Origin of the sequence: Streptomyces sp. G45, assembly GCF_049542095.1 — a bacterium.
Lineage (GTDB): Bacteria > Actinomycetota > Actinomycetes > Streptomycetales > Streptomycetaceae > Streptomyces.
The window spans coordinates 4,497,410-4,516,050 of record NZ_JBMUZU010000001.1; the positions used below are offsets into that span (position 1 = coordinate 4,497,410).

Annotated in this window: 11 protein-coding genes and 2 pseudogenes; 5 read left to right on the top strand and 8 right to left on the bottom strand. The window is 73.5% G+C overall.

Features of this window, described 5'->3' with window-relative positions:
* Window positions 1-337 precede the first annotated feature (337 nt).
* The gene (locus ACOBQU_RS18645) at window positions 338-1,537 is read left to right on the top strand and encodes a VWA domain-containing protein (RefSeq protein WP_423628430.1); all 1,200 of its coding nucleotides are present in this window, start codon (window positions 338-340) and stop codon (window positions 1,535-1,537) included.
* A 94-nt stretch (window positions 1,538-1,631) separates the two neighbouring features.
* Here ACOBQU_RS18645 and ACOBQU_RS18650 read toward each other — a convergent pair whose 3' ends face one another.
* Window positions 1,632-2,105, bottom strand: a complete 474-nt coding sequence (locus ACOBQU_RS18650; RefSeq protein WP_423628432.1) for a hypothetical protein — start codon at window positions 2,103-2,105, stop codon at window positions 1,632-1,634.
* 371 nt (window positions 2,106-2,476) lie between these two features.
* On the opposite strand from ACOBQU_RS18650, the pseudogene metG reads away from it, so the two are divergent.
* Window positions 2,477-4,101: pseudogene (metG, locus tag ACOBQU_RS18655) on the top strand (methionine--tRNA ligase).
* Between the two features lie 144 nt (window positions 4,102-4,245).
* On the opposite strand, the gene ACOBQU_RS18660 reads toward metG, so the two are convergent.
* Window positions 4,246-4,857 (bottom strand): TetR/AcrR family transcriptional regulator, encoded by a 612-nt coding sequence (locus ACOBQU_RS18660; RefSeq protein WP_423628433.1) that lies wholly within the window; start codon window positions 4,855-4,857, stop codon window positions 4,246-4,248.
* 127 nt (window positions 4,858-4,984) lie between these two features.
* Between ACOBQU_RS18660 and ACOBQU_RS18665 the strand changes: the two genes are divergently transcribed.
* A complete protein-coding gene (locus ACOBQU_RS18665) occupies window positions 4,985-5,854 on the top strand; it encodes an NAD(P)-dependent oxidoreductase (RefSeq protein ID WP_423628434.1) in 870 nt (289 codons plus the stop codon).
* Window positions 5,855-5,876: 22 nt separating this feature from the next.
* Here the strand turns inward: ACOBQU_RS18665 and ACOBQU_RS18670 are convergent, their stop codons facing one another.
* Window positions 5,877-6,527 carry a Uma2 family endonuclease gene (locus ACOBQU_RS18670; RefSeq protein ID WP_423628436.1) on the bottom strand — a complete coding sequence of 217 codons (651 nt, stop codon included), beginning with the start codon at window positions 6,525-6,527 and terminating at the stop codon, window positions 5,877-5,879.
* Between the two features lie 51 nt (window positions 6,528-6,578).
* On the bottom strand, window positions 6,579-8,093 hold the full coding sequence (locus ACOBQU_RS18675) for an MFS transporter (protein WP_423628437.1): 1,515 nt from the start codon (window positions 8,091-8,093) through the stop codon (window positions 6,579-6,581).
* Window positions 8,094-8,318: 225 nt separating this feature from the next.
* Here ACOBQU_RS18675 and ACOBQU_RS18680 point away from each other — a divergent pair, with 225 nt between their 5' ends.
* A complete protein-coding gene (locus tag ACOBQU_RS18680; protein ID WP_423628439.1) occupies window positions 8,319-8,513 on the top strand; it encodes a hypothetical protein in 195 nt (64 codons plus the stop codon).
* A 202-nt stretch (window positions 8,514-8,715) separates the two neighbouring features.
* Here ACOBQU_RS18680 and ACOBQU_RS18685 read toward each other — a convergent pair whose 3' ends face one another.
* The 3 genes from ACOBQU_RS18685 to aspS form a co-directional block, all read right to left on the bottom strand.
* Entirely contained in the window at window positions 8,716-10,302 is a 1,587-nt protein-coding gene (locus tag ACOBQU_RS18685; RefSeq protein ID WP_423628441.1) for an amino acid ABC transporter substrate-binding protein, read from the bottom strand.
* Between the two features lie 102 nt (window positions 10,303-10,404).
* Entirely contained in the window at window positions 10,405-12,606 is a 2,202-nt protein-coding gene (locus ACOBQU_RS18690) for a hypothetical protein (RefSeq protein ID WP_423628443.1), read from the bottom strand.
* 422 nt (window positions 12,607-13,028) lie between these two features.
* A complete protein-coding gene (gene aspS, locus ACOBQU_RS18695; protein ID WP_423628445.1) occupies window positions 13,029-14,804 on the bottom strand; it encodes an aspartate--tRNA ligase in 1,776 nt (591 codons plus the stop codon).
* 407 nt (window positions 14,805-15,211) lie between these two features.
* Here aspS and ACOBQU_RS18700 point away from each other — a divergent pair.
* A pseudogene (locus ACOBQU_RS18700) lies at window positions 15,212-17,373 on the top strand (SpoIIE family protein phosphatase); the annotation flags it as partial.
* Here the strand turns inward: ACOBQU_RS18700 and ACOBQU_RS18705 are convergent.
* A complete protein-coding gene (locus tag ACOBQU_RS18705; protein ID WP_423628447.1) occupies window positions 17,355-18,530 on the bottom strand; it encodes an AI-2E family transporter in 1,176 nt (391 codons plus the stop codon). The pseudogene ACOBQU_RS18700 and the gene ACOBQU_RS18705 overlap by 19 nt on opposite strands.
* Window positions 18,531-18,641: the final 111 nt, after the last annotated feature.

The following is an 18,641-nucleotide window of genomic DNA, read 5'->3' on the forward strand; positions in this document are numbered from 1 at the left end:
AAGGGTCGCGCACATGGGCTTTCTGGGTCGGCTGCGGAAGGCGTTCCGCCGTACTCGGGCTCCTGAGCCCCAGGCGGTTGCCGAACCTGCGGGTACGGCTGCGCCTGGGCAGGAACGGGTGACGGGGGCGGAGCCTGGGCTGGCTCCTGAGCCTGAGCTGGCTCCCGAGCCTGGGCTGACTCCTGAGCCTGCGGCTCCGGCTGCGGCTGCGGCTGAGGCTGCGCGTGAGGCCGGGGCTGGGGCTGCCCCTGAGGCCGCGGCGGTCGTGCCTGGGCCCGCGGTGGCGGAGCCGTCTCCCGCGGAGGCGCTTGTCGCTGCCGCGTTCGACCATGTGACGGTGGATGCCCTGGCCCGCCGCTCCGCGGCGGATGCCTCCCACCCACCCACCCGAACCCCGCACCCAACGGCCCCGCCCGCCCCCCGCGAAGCCACCCCCACCGAAACGGCAACCACCGCCGAGCCCGAGCCCGACGCGACGGCACCCGACGCCGAGCCCGCGCCCGAGCCCGACGCGACGGCACCCGACGCCGAGCCCGCGCCCGAGCCCGCCGAAGCCGCCCCCGCCGCGACGGCACCCGGCGCCGAGGCCCAGCCCATCGAAGCCGTCCCTGCCGAAACGGCGCCCGACACCGAGCCCGAGCCCGCCGAAACGGCACCCGAGCCCGCCGATGCCGCTCCCGCCGTGTCGGCGCCCGACGCCGACGGACAGCCCCTCGCAGCCGTCCCTGCTGTGGGCAATCGTCCCGCAGGGCGGGACGGGTGGGCACAGCCCCAGACGCCGGACGGCAACCCCACGCAGCCGACGGCCACCGGCGAAGCCGCCGACGCCCCGCCCGCCGAAACGGCACCCCGCGGTGGAAGTGGGACCGGCAAGGTCAAGCCCGCCGTGAGCGCCGCCCGCGTCAAGGGCGCCGCCCCCGGCCTCGCGGCGGCGTACAAGGCCGCCGGAGCCGCGCTGCGCAAGCACGGGCTCGCGGGGCGGCGCGCCCAGGTGTACCTGGTCCTGGACCGCTCGGGGTCCATGCGCCCGTACTACAAGGACGGCTCGGCCCAGCACCTCGCCGACCAGGCGGTCGCGCTCGCCGCGCACACCACCCCGGACGCCACCGTCCACGTCGTCTTCTTCTCCACGGACATCGACGGCACCGGCACCCTGACCCTCACCGACCACGCCGACCGCGTCGACGAGCTGCACGCGGCCTGCGGCCGGATGGGCCGCACCAGCTACCACCGGGCCATCGAGGAAGTCGTAGGCCACTACGAGAAGTCCGACCACGTCGGCGAACCCGCGCTGGTGATCTTCCAGACGGACGGCGCCCCGGACACCAAGGGCCCCGCCACCCAGGCCCTGGCGGACGCGGCGCGCCACCCGCTGTTCTTCGCGTTCGTCGCCTTCGGCGACGAGGACAGCAAGGCCTTCGACTACCTGCGCCGCCTCAAGGCGGACAACGCCGCCCACCACCTCGCGGGCCCGGCCCCGAAGGACCGTACGGACAAGGAGCTGTACGAGGGGATCCTGGGCGCCTGGCGCCCGTAGACGGCCCCCGGCGCCCGTAGGCGGCCCGGACAGCGGAAGGCCGGGCCCCGGTCAGGGGGCCCGGCCAGGCGTGCGGACGAACGGCGGTGCGCCGTCAGTGGTCGGTGCCGGTGGCCCAGATCGCCCGGCTGCCGTCGTAGATCACGACGTTGCCGTCGTCCTGGACGACCAGGCGCGAGCCGGGGTGCCCGTCGGTGTTGGAGGCCCAGACGGCGCGCCCGCTGCGGGTGTAGACGACGAGGTTGCCGTCCGTCTGGAAGACGGTGGTCCAGCCCTTGCCGACGGTGTTGGAGGCCCAGCGGGCCCGGTTGAACTCGTCGTAGACGACGAGGTTGCCGTCGGACTGCTGCACGAGGCGGGCCGTGTTGGAGCTGATCGACTCGTTGTGGTTGAGCGTGAAGGGGGCGTAGCGCACCTGGTCGGCGCGGGTGCCCGGGGTGGCCGCTTCGCTCGCCGGGGAGGACGCGGACGTGGGGGCGTGGTCCGAGGGGGCCGCGCTCGCCTGGCCGACGAGGGTCACGGAGGCGAGGGCCACGGCCGCGAGAAGCGTGCTTGCTTTCTTCCTCACGATCACGGAACGAACTCCTTGAGTCAGGCAGTTCATCGAGCGGCGCCCGGTCGGGCGCCGCACCCGGACTCTGGCACCCGCGACCGACCGGAGGGGGCCCTTCCGTGGGCGGTTGGCGGGTTTATGCACATGTTCGTCCGGAAAGCCCCCTGCCCCGCGTGGTCACGCTTCGTCCACATACTGCCCACGTCCCACCCACGCCTCACCCACCTTTCAGCCACACTCACCGCCCTCCCGACCCCGCGCCCCTGCCCTCCTCCGCCCCCTCCTCCGCCCCCGCCTCCATCCCCGTCTCCGCGTCCCGCGCACGCCGGGTACCGCGACGGATACGCGGGTGAGTCGATCTTCGTCGGGCCGTTAGGATTTCGACCATGGCGGCCACTGGATCCGAGAAGCAGGGGGCGGCGAACGGCGTGCAGTCGTTCTACGTATCGACCCCCATTTACTACGTCAACGACGCTCCTCACCTGGGCCACGCCTACACGACCGTCGCAGGCGACGTGCTCACGCGCTGGCACCGGCAGCGCGGCGAGAAGGTGTGGTACCTCACCGGCACGGACGAGCACGGTCAGAAGATCATGCGCACGGCCGAGGCGAACGGCGTCACTCCGCAGGAGTGGTGCGACAAGCTCGTGGAGGAGGCCTGGCGGCCGCTCTGGGAGCACCTGGAGATCGCGAACGACGATTTCATCCGTACGACGGAGAAGCGGCACACCGACCGCGTCCAGGAGTTCGTCCAGGACCTCTACGACAAGGGCGAGATCTACAAGGGCGGCTACGAGGGCCCGTACTGCGTCGGCTGCGAGGAGTACAAGCTCCCGGGCGAGCTGCTCGACGGCGAGGGCGAGTACGCCGGGCAGAAGCCTGCCCCATCCACAAGAAGCCCGTCGAGCTGCTCAGCGAGGAGAACTACTTCTTCAAGCTGAGCGAGTACGGCGACAAGCTGCTGGAGCACTACGCCGCGAACCCCGGCTTCATCCAGCCCGAGTCGGCCCGCAACGAGGTCGTGAACTTCGTCAAGCAGGGCCTCCAGGACCTGTCGATCTCCCGCTCCACCTTCGACTGGGGCGTGAAGGTCCCCTGGGACGACAAGCACGTCATCTACGTGTGGGTCGACGCGCTGCTCAACTACGCCACGGCCGTCGGGTACAACGAGAACCCGGCGAAGTTCGCGGAGACCTTCCCGGCGGACGTGCACCTCGTCGGCAAGGACATCCTCCGCTTCCACGCCGTCATCTGGCCCGCGATGCTGATGGCCCAGGGCCTGCCGCTGCCCGGCAGGATCGCCGCCAACGGCTGGCTGATGGTCGGCGGCGAGAAGATGTCCAAGTCGAACCTGACCGGCATCAAGCCGCAGGACCTCACCTCGCACTTCGGCGTCGACGCCTACCGCTGGTACTTCCTGCGCGCCATCGCCTTCGGCCAGGACGGCTCCTTCTCCTGGGAGGACTTCACCGCCCGGTACACGAGCGAGCTGGCCAACGACTACGGCAACCTCGCCTCGCGCGTGGCCGCCATGGTCGGCAAGTACTTCGGCGGCACGCTGCCCGAGGCGACGGCCGACGGCGAGGCCGAGCAGGCGGTCAAGGACGGCCTGGCGAAGGCCGTGGCCGAAGCCGACCGGAAGATCGGCGACGACCTCGACTTCCAGGGCGGCATCCTCGCCGTCTTCGACTTCGTCAAGCAGGTCAACGGCTACATCACGGAGCAGGAGCCGTGGAAGGTGGCCAAGGACGACTCCGAGGAGGGCCGCGCCCGCCTCGCGACCATCCTGTACACGGCCGCCGAGTCGCTGCGCGGCGTCGCCGTGCTGCTGAACGCGGTCATGCCGGACACCTCCCAGAAGCTCTGGGACTCCCTGGGCGCCGAGGCCAGCCTGGGCGCGCTCGCCGACCAGAGGGTCCAGGACGCGGGCACCTGGGGCCTGCTCCCGGCGGGCTCCACGGTCACCAAGGGCGCGGTGCTCTTCCCCCGCCTGGAGGAGCCGAAGGGCTGACCGGAACCTGACCGGAACCTGATCGAGAAGGGCCGGAGCCGCGCGACGCGGCTCCGGCCCTTCTCGCGTACACACGTACACGGATACGGGGATACGCGGATACGGGGGTACGGGGATACGGGGATACGGGTACGCGGCGACAGGTCAGGCCGCGTACGTCCGCACCAGGCGGGCGAGTTGCCGCCCCGCCGCCCGCAGCGGCTCCTCGCTGCGGCTGACCTGGGCGGTGACCTCCGCGCCCTCCAGGGTGCTGATGACCGTGGTGGCCACCTCGGCCGCGCCCTCGGCGGAGAAGCCCGAGGCGCGGAGCCTGTCGGCGACGACGGCCTCCCAGCGGCGCAGGGCCCCGCCGCACACCCGCTGGATCTCCGAGTCCGTGCCGAGGGTCTCCAGGGCGGCGGCCGTGATGGGGCAGCCGTCGGTCCAGCCGGACTCGCGGAGCGCGACGGCCAGGTGGGCGGCGCAGGCCTCGATGGCGGCGGCCGGGTCGTCCTCGGAGGAGAGCGCGTCCTGAAGGAGCACGGTGAACTCCCGCTCCCCGTGCTCCAGCGCGGCGACGGCCACGGCCTCCTTGCCGCCGGGAAAGAAGTGGTAGACGGAGCCGAGCGTGGCCTGCGCCTCCTTGGCGATCTGCTTGATGCCCGTGCCGACGTAGCCCTGCCGCTGGATGAGCCGCGCGGCGACCACGACGATGCGTTCGCGCGTGCTGGGGGGCGCACTGGAGGGCGTGCTGGAGGCCGCGCTGTGGATGCTCATGCCCCCACCTTAACCACTCCCTAAGTAGAGCGTTCGTTCTAGAGCTGTGCTACGTTCTCCCCAGGCGCTGGATAGAGCGCTCGTTCTAGTCACTCTTGGTCATGCTTCAGCAGAGTAGGGGACAGTTGTGTCACGATCCGTAACGGTCATCGGTCTCGGCCCCATGGGACAGGCCATGGCGGGCGCCTTCCTGGACAAGGGCTACGAGGTCACGGTGTGGAACCGCACCCCCTCCCGCGCCGACGCCCTCGTCGCCCGCGGCGCCCACCTGGCCGCCTCCCCCGAACAGGCCCTGCGCGCCAACGAGTTGGTGATCCTCAGCCTGATCGACTACGACGCCATGTACGGCACCCTCAAGGGCGCCGAGGACGCGGTCGCGGGCCGCGTCCTGGTGAACCTCAGCTCCGACACCCCGGAGAAGGCCCGCGCGGCGGCCCGCTGGGTGTCCGAGCTGGGCGGCACCCACCTCACCGGCGGTGTCCTGTCCCCGCCGCCCACCATCGGCAGCCCGGACATGTCGACCTTCTACAGCGGCCCCCGGGAGGCCTTCGACCGGCACCTCCCGGCGCTTGAGGTCATCACCGGCAAGACGGACTACCGGGGCGAGGACCCGGGCCTGGCCGCGCTGATGTACCAGCTCAACATGGTCGTCTTCTGGCCCGCGATCTTCGCCTACTGGCAGGCCGTCGCCCTCGCGGGCGCGCACGGCATCTCCGCCTCGGAGATCGCCCCGTACGTCACCCACAACTTCGCGGGCATGGGCCAGTTCATCGACTTCTACGCGCCCCGGATCGACGCCGGGAACCACGGGGGCGACGTGGACCGCATCTCCATGGGCGTGGCCAGCATGGAGCACGTCGTCCACACCAACGCCGACGCGGGCGTGGACGCCGCCTTCCCCCGCGCCGTCCTGGACGCCTTCCGCAAGGCCGAGGAGGCGGGCCACGGCGGGGACAGCACCAGCCGCCTGGTGCCCCTGCTCCGCGAGACGGCCTGACCGGCCCCTGGCCCGGCCGGGGTCAGCGGGCCCAGTCCTTGAGCGGCTCGGTGTCGAGGTCCAGGCCGACGGGCTCGGGCAGGGTGACGGTCTTGCCGAACGGCACGGTCACGACCATGCCGTAGCGCTCGCCCTCGGGCAGCGAGTGGACCGTCACCTCGCCCCGCTCGCGGTCGATGAGCAGGTACACGGGGATGCCGGTCCGCGCGTACGCCCCCGGCTTCTCCCGGCGGTCCCGGCGGTCGGTGTCCGCGTCGTACGAGGTGACCTCGACGACCATGAGCACGCCGTCGGCGCTGGCCCACTCGCCCTGGCCCGCGAAGGTGCCGCTCGGGACGAGCACACCGTCCGGGCGGGCGTTGCCCTTCCGATACGTGTCGGCCCTCAGGCCCTGATCCGGGTAGAGCCACCAGCCCTGGTGCGCCTGGAGGCACCGACGCGTCAGCCAGGCGATGATCTCCCCGTGGTCGCCGTCCGGCGGGGGCTTCTCCAAGATCCTGCCGTTGACGAACTCCAGGCGCAGGGCCTCCTCCACCCGCACCCCGAGCCGGGCCAGCTCCTCGAACTGCTCCTGGCTCAGGACGCTCGTCCGTTCGCGGACCGCACCCGCGACGGCCTTGGTGACGGGCTTCGTGACGGGCTTCGTGACGGGCTTTGTGAAGGGTTTCGCCATGCCGCGAGCGTGGCAGTTCGCCAGGTCGGGCGGGCTGGGCTCCCGGGCCCTTCACTCATGCGGGTGTTCGTCGCCCGCGCGTGCCCCGCCGCGGGTGCGGCCACGGCGGGTGCGCGGTACGAGCAGCGGGGCCGTCAGGCACGCCGCCGCCAGGACGATGCCGCAGCCCACGGCCAGGGCGGTGGTGTAGCCGTGGACGGCCGCCCGCTTCGGGGACCCGGCGTGGGAGGCGGCGGCGCTGGCGGCGACGGTGTTCAGCAGGGCGGTGCCGAGGGCGGCGCCCAGCTGCTGCGCCGCGTTGTACGCGGCCGACGCGGCGCCGGTGTCCGCGCCCCGCATCCCGGCGGTGGCCAGGCTCGCCGTCGGCGGCATGACGCAGCCGAGGCCGAGGCCGGTCAGGACCAGGGCGGGCAGCAGGAACAGCGCGAGGACATGGGCGCTGTCGGCGGTGAGGAAGGTCAGCCAGAACAGCCCGGCCGCCGCCGCGAGCAGCCCCGGCAGGAGCAGCGCGGCGGGCGCGGCGCGGCCGTGCGCCCGGCCCGCCAGCAGCGTCGCGCCGACCAGCGCGGCGGCCGCGTTCACGATCAGTGTCAGGCCCGCCTCGACGGGCGAGTAGCCGAGGACGGTCTGGGTGTAGTAGCTCATGAACAGGTAGAAGCCGAACATCGCGACGAACAGCAGGGTGATCGCGAGGAAGGCGGCGCCGCGGGCGCGGTCCAGGAGGACGCGCGGCGGCAGCAGCGGCTGCTCGGCCCGCTGCTCGGCCCGCCTCTCGACGGCCGCGAACACCGCGAGCAGCACGGCACCGGCGCCAAGCAGCCCCAGCACGCGCGCCGAACCCCAGCCGTGCGACTCCGCCGCGCTGAAGGCGTACACCACGGCCCCGAAGCCGCCGGTGCTGAGCAGGGCGCCCGGCACGTCGAGGCGGCCGACGCGGACGGGCCGGTCCTTGGGGACGAGGGCGGCACCGGCCACGGCGAGCAGGGCGACCGGCACGTTCACGTACAGGCACCAGCGCCAGCTCGCGTACTGGGTGAGCAGGCCGCCCGCGACCAGGCCGACGGCCGAACCCGCCGCGCCGACGGCGGCGAACACCCCGAAGGCGCGGCCGCGTTCGCGCGGCCCGGTGTAGGTGAGGGTGAGCAGGGACAGCCCGGCGGGCGCGAGCAGCGCGGCGAACACGCCCTGGAGGGCGCGGGCCCCGAAGAGCATGCCGGGCCCGGTGGCGGCGCCGCCGAGCGCCGACGCGGCGGCGAAGCCGACCAGGCCGACGAGGAAGGCCCTGCGGTGGCCGAGCGCCCCGCTGACCCGGCCGCCGATCAGGAGCAGCCCGCCGAAGGCGAGGGCGTACGCGGTGACCGCCCACTGCCTGCTCGCGTCGGACATGCCGAGCGCGGCCTGCGCGGAGGGCAGCGCGATGTTCACGATCGTGCCGTCCAGGACGACGAGCAGCTGCGCCGCGCTCACCGCGAGCAGCGTCCACCACCGCCGGGCGGGGGCGGCGGGCGCCTCTTCCTCGGTGCGGCCTACCGGCTGCACGGGCTCTGTGCGTTCTGCGTGATCCATGACTTCAAGCGTTTCGTTGAAGTCGTCCCGGAGACTTCGCCGCCCATCCGTACGCGGGGGCGGCCGGTGACCTGGGGGGCGGGGCGGGCAACCCTCAAGCCGCGGTGGACGTCATCGAGGAGGGCGGCCCGGGGGTGGCTTGATCCGTGCGGTCCCGGTGAGCCGTTGATCACTTCGTGACCGGTCTCACTTCGCCTTCACCCCCGCGCACGTACGCTTCACAGCATGGCCACGAATCCCACGTCCGAGAGCAGGCGGTCCACGCGCACCGCCGCCGAGGTGAACGAGGAGATCCGTGCGCTGTGGCTGCGCTGCGGCGGCCGCCTAAGCGCCGACCAGCGCCGCGAGTACCAGAAGCTGGTCACGGAGTGGGCGGAAGCGGAGGCCCAGACCCACGGCGCGCCCACCCAAGCGGCATAAACCGGCACAGGTTCAAGCCGCTCCGGCACAGCACAAGCCCGACCGGCAAAGCTCTAGCCCGACCGCCAGAGCACAAGCCCGCCCGGCACAGCACAAGCCCGTCCGGCGTTTGAGGACGAGCACGCAGCGCGATAGAGGGCGCGCCCAGCAAGGGGCCCACCCTTACCCCACCGGCAGCCAAACCGCGGGCCCCACCGGCAGGTCACCCGCTGGGCACGACGCAGTCGCCCGGCTGGGCCTTGCCCTCCGGCCACGCCAGCCCCTTGAACGCCAGCTTCCGGGTGCGGGGGTCGAGTTCCACCATCGCCACGGGCTTGTCGTACGGATTGCCCGCGTTCGTGAGGCAGATCCACCCGCTGGTTCCGGCCACCCGGTGCGCGGACTCCAGGCGGGACCACTGCGCCGAGACCCGCTCGCGCGGCGGCACCGCGCCCCGCGACTGGGCGTTCGCCAGGAACACCGCCTGGGCGATGGTGCGCACCCCGTCGTGCACCAGCATCGTGCGGGAGTCGTCCAGGTGCACCGGCCCGATGTCCCCGGCGCCCTGGCGGCCGACGAGGGCCCGCAGGTCGTCGAGCGCGGCCCGCGGCTCCGTCAGGTACGCGGGCCGGTCCTTCTTCCCGCGCAGGGCGGTCGCCCAGGCCGCGGGGTGGCCGGGAGCGGCGTACTGCACGGTGACGGTGGGCGCCTTCGCGCCGGGACCGCCCTGGAGCTTGGCCCAGTCCGCGTCGCTCATATAGCGGTCGAGCGTGGCCGCGCCCGAGCCGCTCACCACCGTGTACCGCTTGCCGCGGCAGGGCACCTCCGCCAGTTTGATGGCGAAGAGCCGCAGGTGCACGGGGCGGCCCGCGAAGTAGACGACCCTGGCCCGGGACTGGCAGATGTTGTGGCTGATCAGCGCGAAGTCGTTGCCGGTCTCGCCGGGGTCGCCGATCGAGGGCGAGGTGAACTCCTGGTCCTTAGCGCCGGGCGGCCCCGCGGCCCGCTCGTCGGCCCTGCCGAACGCCCGCGCCAGCGACTCGACGTAGATGTCGTCGGGGCGCGTGTCCCGCACCAGGACCGTCTCCTCGTCGCGCAGGTCGCCGTGGAAGGCGGCGAGCGCCCGCGCCTGCTGCTGGTTGGTGGGGATCACCCGGGCGAGGCCCTTGAAGCGCGGCCTGGCGTCGCGGGACTCGTCGTTGGCCAGCTCGTCGGCGCTGGCCCTGCTGATCAGCACGGGGATGCGCAGCTCGTTGGTGAGCCGGTCCACGGCGGCGACGGTGTTGCGCAGGGACAGGTTGAAGCCGGTGACGGCGCGCAGGTTGTGCTCGGAGGAGTCGGCGAGCCGCGCCAGCTCGTCGACGACGCGCGCCTGCTGCCCGTAGTCGCGGCCGGGGTTGGCGAGGACCAGGCGCAGCGGCGGCTTCTGCTCGGCGCGGTTCGCGCGGTACTGGGCGAGGTACGCGCCCTGGAGGTCGCTGCGCAGCTGCCGCCGCTCGGCGGTGGAGTCCGGCTGGAGCGGCAGCATCATGGCGACGGTGATGTGCGGCTGGTCCTCGACGCGCCGGTTCTCCTTGGCGATGGCCGCGCTGACCTTGGTGATCTCGGGGACGCCGAAGTCGTAGCCGGATCCGTTGACGCCGACGCACTCGCCGCCGTGCCGCTCCACGCCGTCGGCGCACCGGTCGGGGCCGCCGACGGTGCGGGGCACGAGGATGCCCGCGGCGACGCCCACCGCCACGGCCGCCAGGACCGTGACGGCCTTCTTCAGAGGCGTGGCCCACGCGTGGGTGTACAGCCAGTTCAGCACCGTCGTGCCTCCGTCCCGCCGCCGCCGTGCCCGCTCGTCTTCCGCACCGCCGCCCCCTTCGTGTGACGTGCCCCGTGCTGTCCGGCTCCGTCCGGCCGCCGCTCAGCCGACGATGTGCCGCGTGCACGCGCACGGGTTCAACGGCTGTTTCTCCCGCGCTCGTTGCTCCCACTGCCCGGCCGTGCGCGTCAGCACCTCGATGCCCGGCGCGGGCTCGTCCGAGAGCCGGTCGAGCAGCTGCCGCCAGGTGCCGGTGACGGCGTGGTCGACGGGGCTGGTGCGGTCCTCGTACAGCCACACCGCGTGCAGCAGCCGGTCGACGCGGCGGCGCAGCACGTCGTCGCCGGGCACCGGGGCCTCGCCGAGCGCGCGGGCGTGCCGCTGGTCGGGCGCCCCGGCGAGCGGCGCCTCGCACGGCGCGCCCGCGATGGTCAGCAGCTGGTCGCACCAGTCGTCCATGGCGCGGGTGGCGTCCCGCGCGGGGAAGGTGCGGGTGAGGTGGTCGACGGGCCCGTCGGCGCCGCGGGCGGCCAGCTCGTGGTGGGCGGCGTGCGCGGCGGCCGTGCCGAACAGCTCGTCGTCGGCGTCGTCGCCGAGGTCCGCGAAGTGGTCCCGCAGCAGCGCGTGGTCCGCCCGCCACAGCGCGCCCGGCGGCGCGGCCGCCTCCTGGCCCGCGTCCCCCGGTGCCCGCATCTCGTACAGGCGCCGCGTCAGGAGCTGGCGCAGGCCGCGGTCGCCGACGAAGTGGCGCGGGCAGTGCGGCCAGCCGCTGTCGTGCAGGAGTTCCGCGATGCGGTACGCCGACAGGTGCTCGTCGCGGCCCTCCTGCCGGGCGCGCATCAGCCGCTGCGCGCACGGCCCGGTGTGCGCGGCCGACAGGTGGCTGAGCAGATCCAGCCAGTTCCCGCGCTGTTCCGGCGGCAACTCCTCCGGCAGCTGCCGGGCGACCAGGTCGTCCAGGAGCAGCTCCCCGACCGGCACGGGGTCGGCGTCGCCGTGCGGTCGTACGGGGGCGTCGAGCAGGTCCCAGTCGGTGAGCCCGGCGGCCTCGCGCACCCTCAGCGCGGCGGCGGCCTCGCCGAGCCGGGTGACGAACCGGGGGCGGCCGCCGCTGAGCCGGTGCACGGCGCTCTCCACGCGCAGCCGCGCCGCGTGCTCGCCCACCGGGTGGCCGCCGCGGCCGTGGAGCCGGGCCAGCTCCTGGTTCTGCTGCTCGGTGGTCAGCACGGGCATGCGGACGAGGAGGGCGCCGCGGCAGGGCGCGGCCAGGCCGGGTACGCCGCCCTGCGGCCGGTGCCAGTCGGGCAGGCCGCCGTCGGCGGGGCCCCAGGCGGTCGGCGGGTCGTCGCCGCCGTCCGTCGCGCGGTACAGGAAGCGGCCGCCGTCCGCGCGCCGGGCGGTGGCGAAGACCACCACCCGGTCGTGGTGGCCGCTCTCCCGGTCCAGCAGCACCGAGCGGACCAGGCGGCGGCCGAGCGCGTTGTCGGCGTGGTCGAGCAGGATCGCCGGGCGCCCGGCCCGCGCCATCCGGCCCCGCACGGACGTGTACGCCGCCTCGACGTCCGCGCGCAGCGCCCGGAACAGGAAGCTCTCGGCGTTGGCGCGGGCCTCGCCGCCCTGCTGGAAGTCGACGCTCAGGGCGTGCAGGCCGAGCCGGGGGTGCCCGGCGGCGCCGGAGTAGGCGCCGTAGCACTGCTCCAGGGCGGCGGTGCCCTCCGACGAGGTGCGCTCGAACAGCTCGTCCAGGATGGCGGTGATCAGCGGGTTCGCCAGCGGCGCCGCGGCGAGGAGCGTGCCGAGCGCGGCGAGGTAGCCCCGGAAGGCCCGGTGCAGCACCCCGCCCCAGAAGGAGCCCTTCGGCAGCAGTTCGTCGTAGCGGCGGACCTCGCCGAGCCCGTCGGCGGCGCCCGCGAGCGGGTCACCGGCCGCGACGGCCACCAGGCCCGCGTACAGGCGCGGGACGGCGATCGCGCCGCCGTCGCCGCTCCACGCCCCGAACTGCACGGCCAGCTCCCGCAGCGCCTCGGTGGCCTCCGAGCGGGTGCTGGTGTGGGTGTCGATCCGGGCGGTCAGCACCGGCGACGCGCAGTCCAGGTGCGCGGCCGGGACGTGCCGCCCGAACTCGTCGCGGACGCAGCGCAGCAGCCGCCCCTTGCCCATGCCGGGTCCGCCGGTGAGGAACACCACCGGCAGGTCGGGCCCGTACAGCAGCGGGCGGCCCCGCCCCTTGTGGGTCTTGCCGAGCAGCCGGGCGACCAGACCGTCGTCGTCCAGCAGCTTCGCGAACCCCAGATCGTCGGACACCCCGTCCCCCGACGCGTGAAGAACCGCCAGCGTAGGCGACCCACCCACCCCTTGAGGAGAGCCCAACACCCCCCAATCCCCCACACCCAGCCCCCACCCCTCCGCCCCACCCACCCCCTCCGGGCCGAACAGGAGGGCAAGCACGCCAGCGCGACACTTCAGCCCGTCCGGCGTTTGAGGACGAGCGCGCAGCGCGACAATCCAGCCCGCCCGGCGCTTGAGGGCGAGCGCGCAGCGCGATGACTCAGCCCGTCCGGCGCTTGAGGACGAGCCGCGAAGCGGCGATGAGGGCGGGGGTGCCAGGGGGCGGCAGCCCCCTGGTTTTGGGAAAAGGGGCGGGTCTGGGGCGCCCCGCGAGGGCCGACGGACACACGAAGGGACCCGGGACCGCCAGGTCCCGGGCCCCTCCAAACGGCACCGCCCTACTGCTCCTTGCCGGAGGCAACCGGCTTCCGCAGAGCGATGTTCAACTCCTTCAACCGAGCCTCCTCCAGCACGGAGGGCGCCCCCATCATCAGATCCTGCGCGTTCCCGTTCAACGGGAACGCGATGGTCTCGCGGATGTTCGGCTCGTCCGCGAGCAGCATCACGATCCGGTCGACGCCAGGGGCGATGCCCCCGTGCGGCGGCGCCCCGAGCCGGAACGCCCGCAGCATGCCCGCGAACTCCTGCTCCACCGTCTCGCGGTCGTAGCCCGCGATCTCGAAGGCCTTGAGCATGATGTCCGGCTCGTGGTTCCGGATGGCGCCGGAGGACAGCTCGATGCCGTTGCAGACGATGTCGTACTGCCAGGCGAGGATGTCCAGCGGGTCCTTCTCCTCCAGGTCCTTCATGCCGCCCTGCGGCATCGAGAAGGGGTTGTGGGAGAAGTCGATCTTCCCGGTCTCCTCGTCCTTCTCGTACATGGGGAAGTCCACGATCCAGCAGAACCGGAACACGCCCTCCTCGAAGTGCCCGGCCCGCTTCGCGGCCTCGACCCGCACCGCGCCCATGATCTTGGAGACCTCGTCGAACTCGCCCGCGCCGAAGAACACGGCGTGCCCGGGGGCCAGCGACAGGCGCTTGGTCAGCTCCTCGACGTCCGCCTCGGTGAGGAACTTGGCGATCGGCCCGGTGAGCGAGCCGTCCTCGCCGACCCGCACCCAGGCCAGGCCCTTGGCGCCCTGCTCGACCGCGTACTCGCCGAGCCCGTCGAAGAACTTCCGGGACTGCCCGGCCGTGTCCGGCACCGGCAGGGCCCGCACGTGCTTGCCCGCGAAGGCCTTGAAGCCCGAGTCGGCGAACACGTCCGTGAGGTCGACCAGCTCCAGCTTGGCCCGCAGGTCCGGCTTGTCCGAGCCGTACTTCAGCATCGCCTCGCGGAACGGGATGCGCGGGAACGGCGAGGTCACCTCGCGGCCGCCGCCGAACTCCGTGAACAGCTCGGTCATGAGCTGCTCGATCGGGCGGAAGACGTCCTCCTGCTCGACGAAGGACATCTCGACGTCGAGCTGGTAGAACTCGCCCGGCGAGCGGTCGGCGCGGGCGTCCTCGTCGCGGAAGCAGGGCGCGATCTGGAAGTACCGGTCGAAGCCGGAGATCATCAGCAGCTGCTTGAACTGCTGCGGGGCCTGCGGCAGGGCGTAGAACTTGCCCGGGTTCAGGCGGGAGGGCACGACGAAGTCGCGGGCGCCCTCGGGGGAGGTGGCCGTGAGGATCGGCGTCGCCATCTCGTTGAAGCCGAGGGAGACCATCTTGCTGCGGATCGCGGCGATGACCGCCGAGCGCAGCATGATGTTGCGGTGCATGCGCTCGCGGCGCAGGTCGAGGAAGCGGTACTCCAGGCGGCGCTCCTCGTTGACCCCGTCCTCCGCGTTGATCGTGAAGGGCAGCGGGGCGGCGGCGCCGAGCAGCTCGACCTCGCCGACCTCGACCTCGATCTCGCCGGTGGGCAGCTCGGGGTTCACGTTGTCCGTTCCACGTGAAACAACCTTGCCGTCTACACGGACCGTGGACTCCTTGGAGATCTTGTCCAGGGCCTCGTACGCGGCGGTGCCCGGGCGGGCCACGAGCTGGGTGATGCCGTAGTGATCGCGGAGATCGATGAAGAGGATGCCGCCCAGGTCTCGGCGATTGTGCAGCCAGCCGCTCAGTCGGACGTCGGTGCCGACGTCAGAGGCGCGGAGCTCACCGCAGGTGTGGGACCTGTACCGATGCATCGTCGTTCATCGACCTTTCGAATGGGGTGGGCCGAGGTTGCTCTCCTCGACGGACCCGGGACCACGGCCCGGACCTCCCAAGGGTACCGGGCGGCCACGCCGCTCCCGGGCCCTCGCGGGGGCGCCCCAGACCCGCCCCTTCTCCGAAACCAGGGGGCCAGCCCCCTGGCACCCCGAAGATCGCGCTTCGCGCTCGTCCTCAAACGCCGGACGGGCTGTTTCCAGCCCGTCCGGCGTTTGAGGACGAGGCCGCAGGCCGATGACTGCGCGAGGCACCGGGCCGGGCCACGGTGGCGGCGGCGCCCCCCGCCTTCTTACAGTGGGGCAATGCGCGATCAGGACCAGGTGGGACGGCCCGACCGGCAGGAGGGCCCCCCGCTCCCCCGGTCCAGGACGTCCTCGCCGCCATCGCCACGGGCCTGTGGCGCTGGGACAACGCCAGCGGCACGGTCACCCTGGACGCGGAGGCGGCCCGCCTGCTCGGGCTCCCCCGCACGCCCAGACCACCACCGAGGTCGGCGTCCGCTCCCGCTTCCACCCCGTCGACTGGAACGAGATCCACGGCATCGTGCAGCTCGCCGTCGCCGAGGGCACCCTCGCCGAGGCCCGCCTGCGGATCATGGACGCGCAGGGCCGCCGCGTCCTGCGGACGGTCCGCAGCCGGACCAGGCCGATCGTGCACGACGCCGCCTCGAACGCGTACGAACTGATCGGCACCCTCCAGGAGGTCAGCGAGCCCACCCCGGGCGCCGCCGCCCGCGCGCCCGTGACGGGCGACTGGCGCCGCTCCCGGGAGGCGTTCCTGCTGGACGCGGGCCGGGCGCTGGCGGAGGCGCGGTCCACGGAGGAGGTGCTGCGGGTCGCGGCGGGCCTGTCGATGCCCGGGTTCTCCCCGGACGGCCTCGCCGTGTTCGGCGCGACCGGCGACCGGCTGACGGTCGTCGGCCACCACGGCCACCACGGGTACGGCGACGACGACCCCCTCGCCTCCATGCCGCTGGACACCGACTACCCGGCCGCCGAGGTGCTGCGCACGGGCCGCGCGGTGTACCTGTCGTCGCCGGACGAGTACCGGCGCCGCTATCCCACGGCCTGGCCGCTGGCCTCGCGCTTCCAGCGGCAGTCGTGGGCGTTCCTGCCGCTGACGGTGGCGGGCCGCACGATGGGCGCGTGGATGGCGGCGTTCACCTACCCGGTGTCGTTCACGCCCGACGAGCGCTCGGTCCTGACGACGGTCGCCCGGATGCTGGCGCAGGCCCTGTCGCGGGCCGGGGTCGCGGAGTCCGAGCGGGAGCTGACCGAGGGCCTCCAGCGGTCCATGATGCCGACGCTCGGCCCGGAGATCCCCGGCCTGAGCGTCGCCGCCCGCTATGTGCCAACGGGCGGCGGGCTCCAGGTCGGCGGCGACTGGTACGACATGATCCCGCTGCCCAACGGCCGCATCGCGTTCGTCATCGGCGACGTCCAGGGCCACGACGTGCGCGCGGCGGGCCTGATGGGGCAACTGCGGATCGCGCTGCGGGCGTACGCGTCCGAGGGGCACCGCCCGGACGCGGTGCTGTCCCGCGCCACCCGCTTCCTGTCGGGCATCACGGACGGCATCAGCTTCGGCTCCACGGACACCCGGGACCACACGGGCACCGACCCGCGCTTCGCGACCTGCCTCTACGTGGAGGCCGATCCGGCGACCGGCGTCCTGGAGATCGCCCGCGCGGGCCACCCGGAGCCCGTCATACGCATGGCCGACGGAACGGTCCTCCAGCGGCCCATCGCGGGCGGGCTGCCGCTCGGCATCGACCCGGACGCCGACTACCCCACCACCCGGCTCGTCCTGGAGCCCGGCGAGACCATGCTGATCTGCACGGACGGCCTGATCGAGACCGGCGGCCACGACCTGGACACGGGCTGGTCCCGCATCCACGGCATCCTCAGGGACCACGAAGAGGGCCACGCGGGCCACACGGGCCACGAGCCGCCCGGCGGTTACGACGGCTACGCGGGCCCCGAGTCCAGGACCGCCGTCGACGCCGGGCTCGAAACGCTCGCCGACGCCCTCGTCCAGGCCGTACACGGGCCGTCGTCGCACCACACGACGGGACCGCTCGCTGACCGCCGCGAGGACGACATAGCGCTCCTGCTGCTGCGCCGCACCGGCCGCCCCGAGCAGCGCGCCCGCGTCCGGCGCACCATGCTGACCATCGCCCAGGCCGAGCCGGAGCGCGTCGCGGGCGCCCGGGGGCACCTGCGCGACCTGCTGCACGACTGGGCGGACCCCGACCAGGTCGACTCGGCGGTGCTGCTGATCTCCGAGATGATCACCAACGTCCTGGTGCACACCGACGGCGACGCGCTGCTCGTCGCGGAGGTCACCGGCGACCAGGGCGCCCGCAGGCTGCGCGCGGAGGTCGCCGACGGCAGCGACGACCTGCCGCACAAGCGGCACCCCGGGGAGCTGGCCTCGTCCGGGCGCGGCCTGGTCCTGATGGACCTGCTCGCCGACCGCTGGGGCGTGGACCCGCGCGGCGAGGGCAAGAGCATCTGGTTCGAGCTCTACGAGGCGTCGGCACCGGAGACACCGGAGGCCCCGGAGGCTCCAGATGCACCAGATGACCCGGACGGCCCGGACGGCCCGGACACTCCGGATGCCCCGGACGGCCCGGGCGCCCCGGACACCCCGGCTGGCGAAGGCGGCCCCTTCTCGGCGTAGCGGGCGCGCATCTCGCTGATCACCCCGAACGCGGCGGCCGTCAGCGGCACCGCCAGCAGCATCCCGATGATCCCGGCGACGGACGCGCCCGCGGTGATGGCGAGCATCACCACCGCCGGGTGCATCTGCACGGTCCGGCTCTGGATCACCGGCTGGAGCACGTGCCCCTCCAGGACCTGCACCGCGAGCACCACGCCGAGCGCCCACAGCGCGATGGCGAAGCCCCGGTCGGCGAGCGCCACCAGGACGGCGATCGCCCCCGAAAGGAACGCCCCCAGATACGGGATGTAGGCGCCGACGAACACCAGCGCCCCGAGCCCGGCGGCCCCGGGCACGCCGAGGACCAGCAGGCCGACGGTGATGCAGACGGCGTCGATGAGCGCGATGAACGTGGTGCCGCGCATGAAGCCCTCGACGGCGGTGAAGGCCCGCCGGGCCATGGCCTCCGCGGTGTCCCCGGAGTGCGCGGGCACCAGGGCGCGCAGCGTGTCGGCGGCCTTGTGGGAGTCGCGCAGGAAGAAGAAGACGAGCAGCAGCGCGAGCACGGCGGTGGCGATCATCTCGCCGACCACGCTGAGCCCGCTGACCACCCCGGACGCGGCGGTCCCGCCGAACTTCCCGAGCAGTTCCTTGGCGTTGGAGGCGAGGTCGTCGAGGGAGGTCCCGGCGGCGCCGAAGTGCTCGGCGAGGGACTGGGCCGCGTCCTTGAGGGAGGCGACGATCTGGTCGCCGGTGTCGATGAGCGCGGCGACCACGATGTACACGGCGCCGCCGACCACGGCGAGCACCGCGAGGCAGGTGACCCCGGCGGCCATCGACCGGTGGACGCCCGCCGCGACGAGCCGCCGGTGCATCGGCCCGAGCAGGGCCGTGCCGAGCAGCGCGAGCAGCACGGGCGTGACGGCCGTCTTGAACTCGACGCACAGCCGGATCCCCACCCAGGCCACCCCGGCCAGGAGCAGGATCACGACGCACCAGGCGGCGACGCGCTGGACCGGCGGGGGCAGGAGGGTGCGCACGCCTCCACCGGATCATGGCGCGGCCCGCCCCGCACGGGGGTGTACGCCGTACGGGGCGGGGGTGCCCGGGAGGGGCGGCCGGGCGGCGCCGTGTCACCTGCCGTCGCCGGT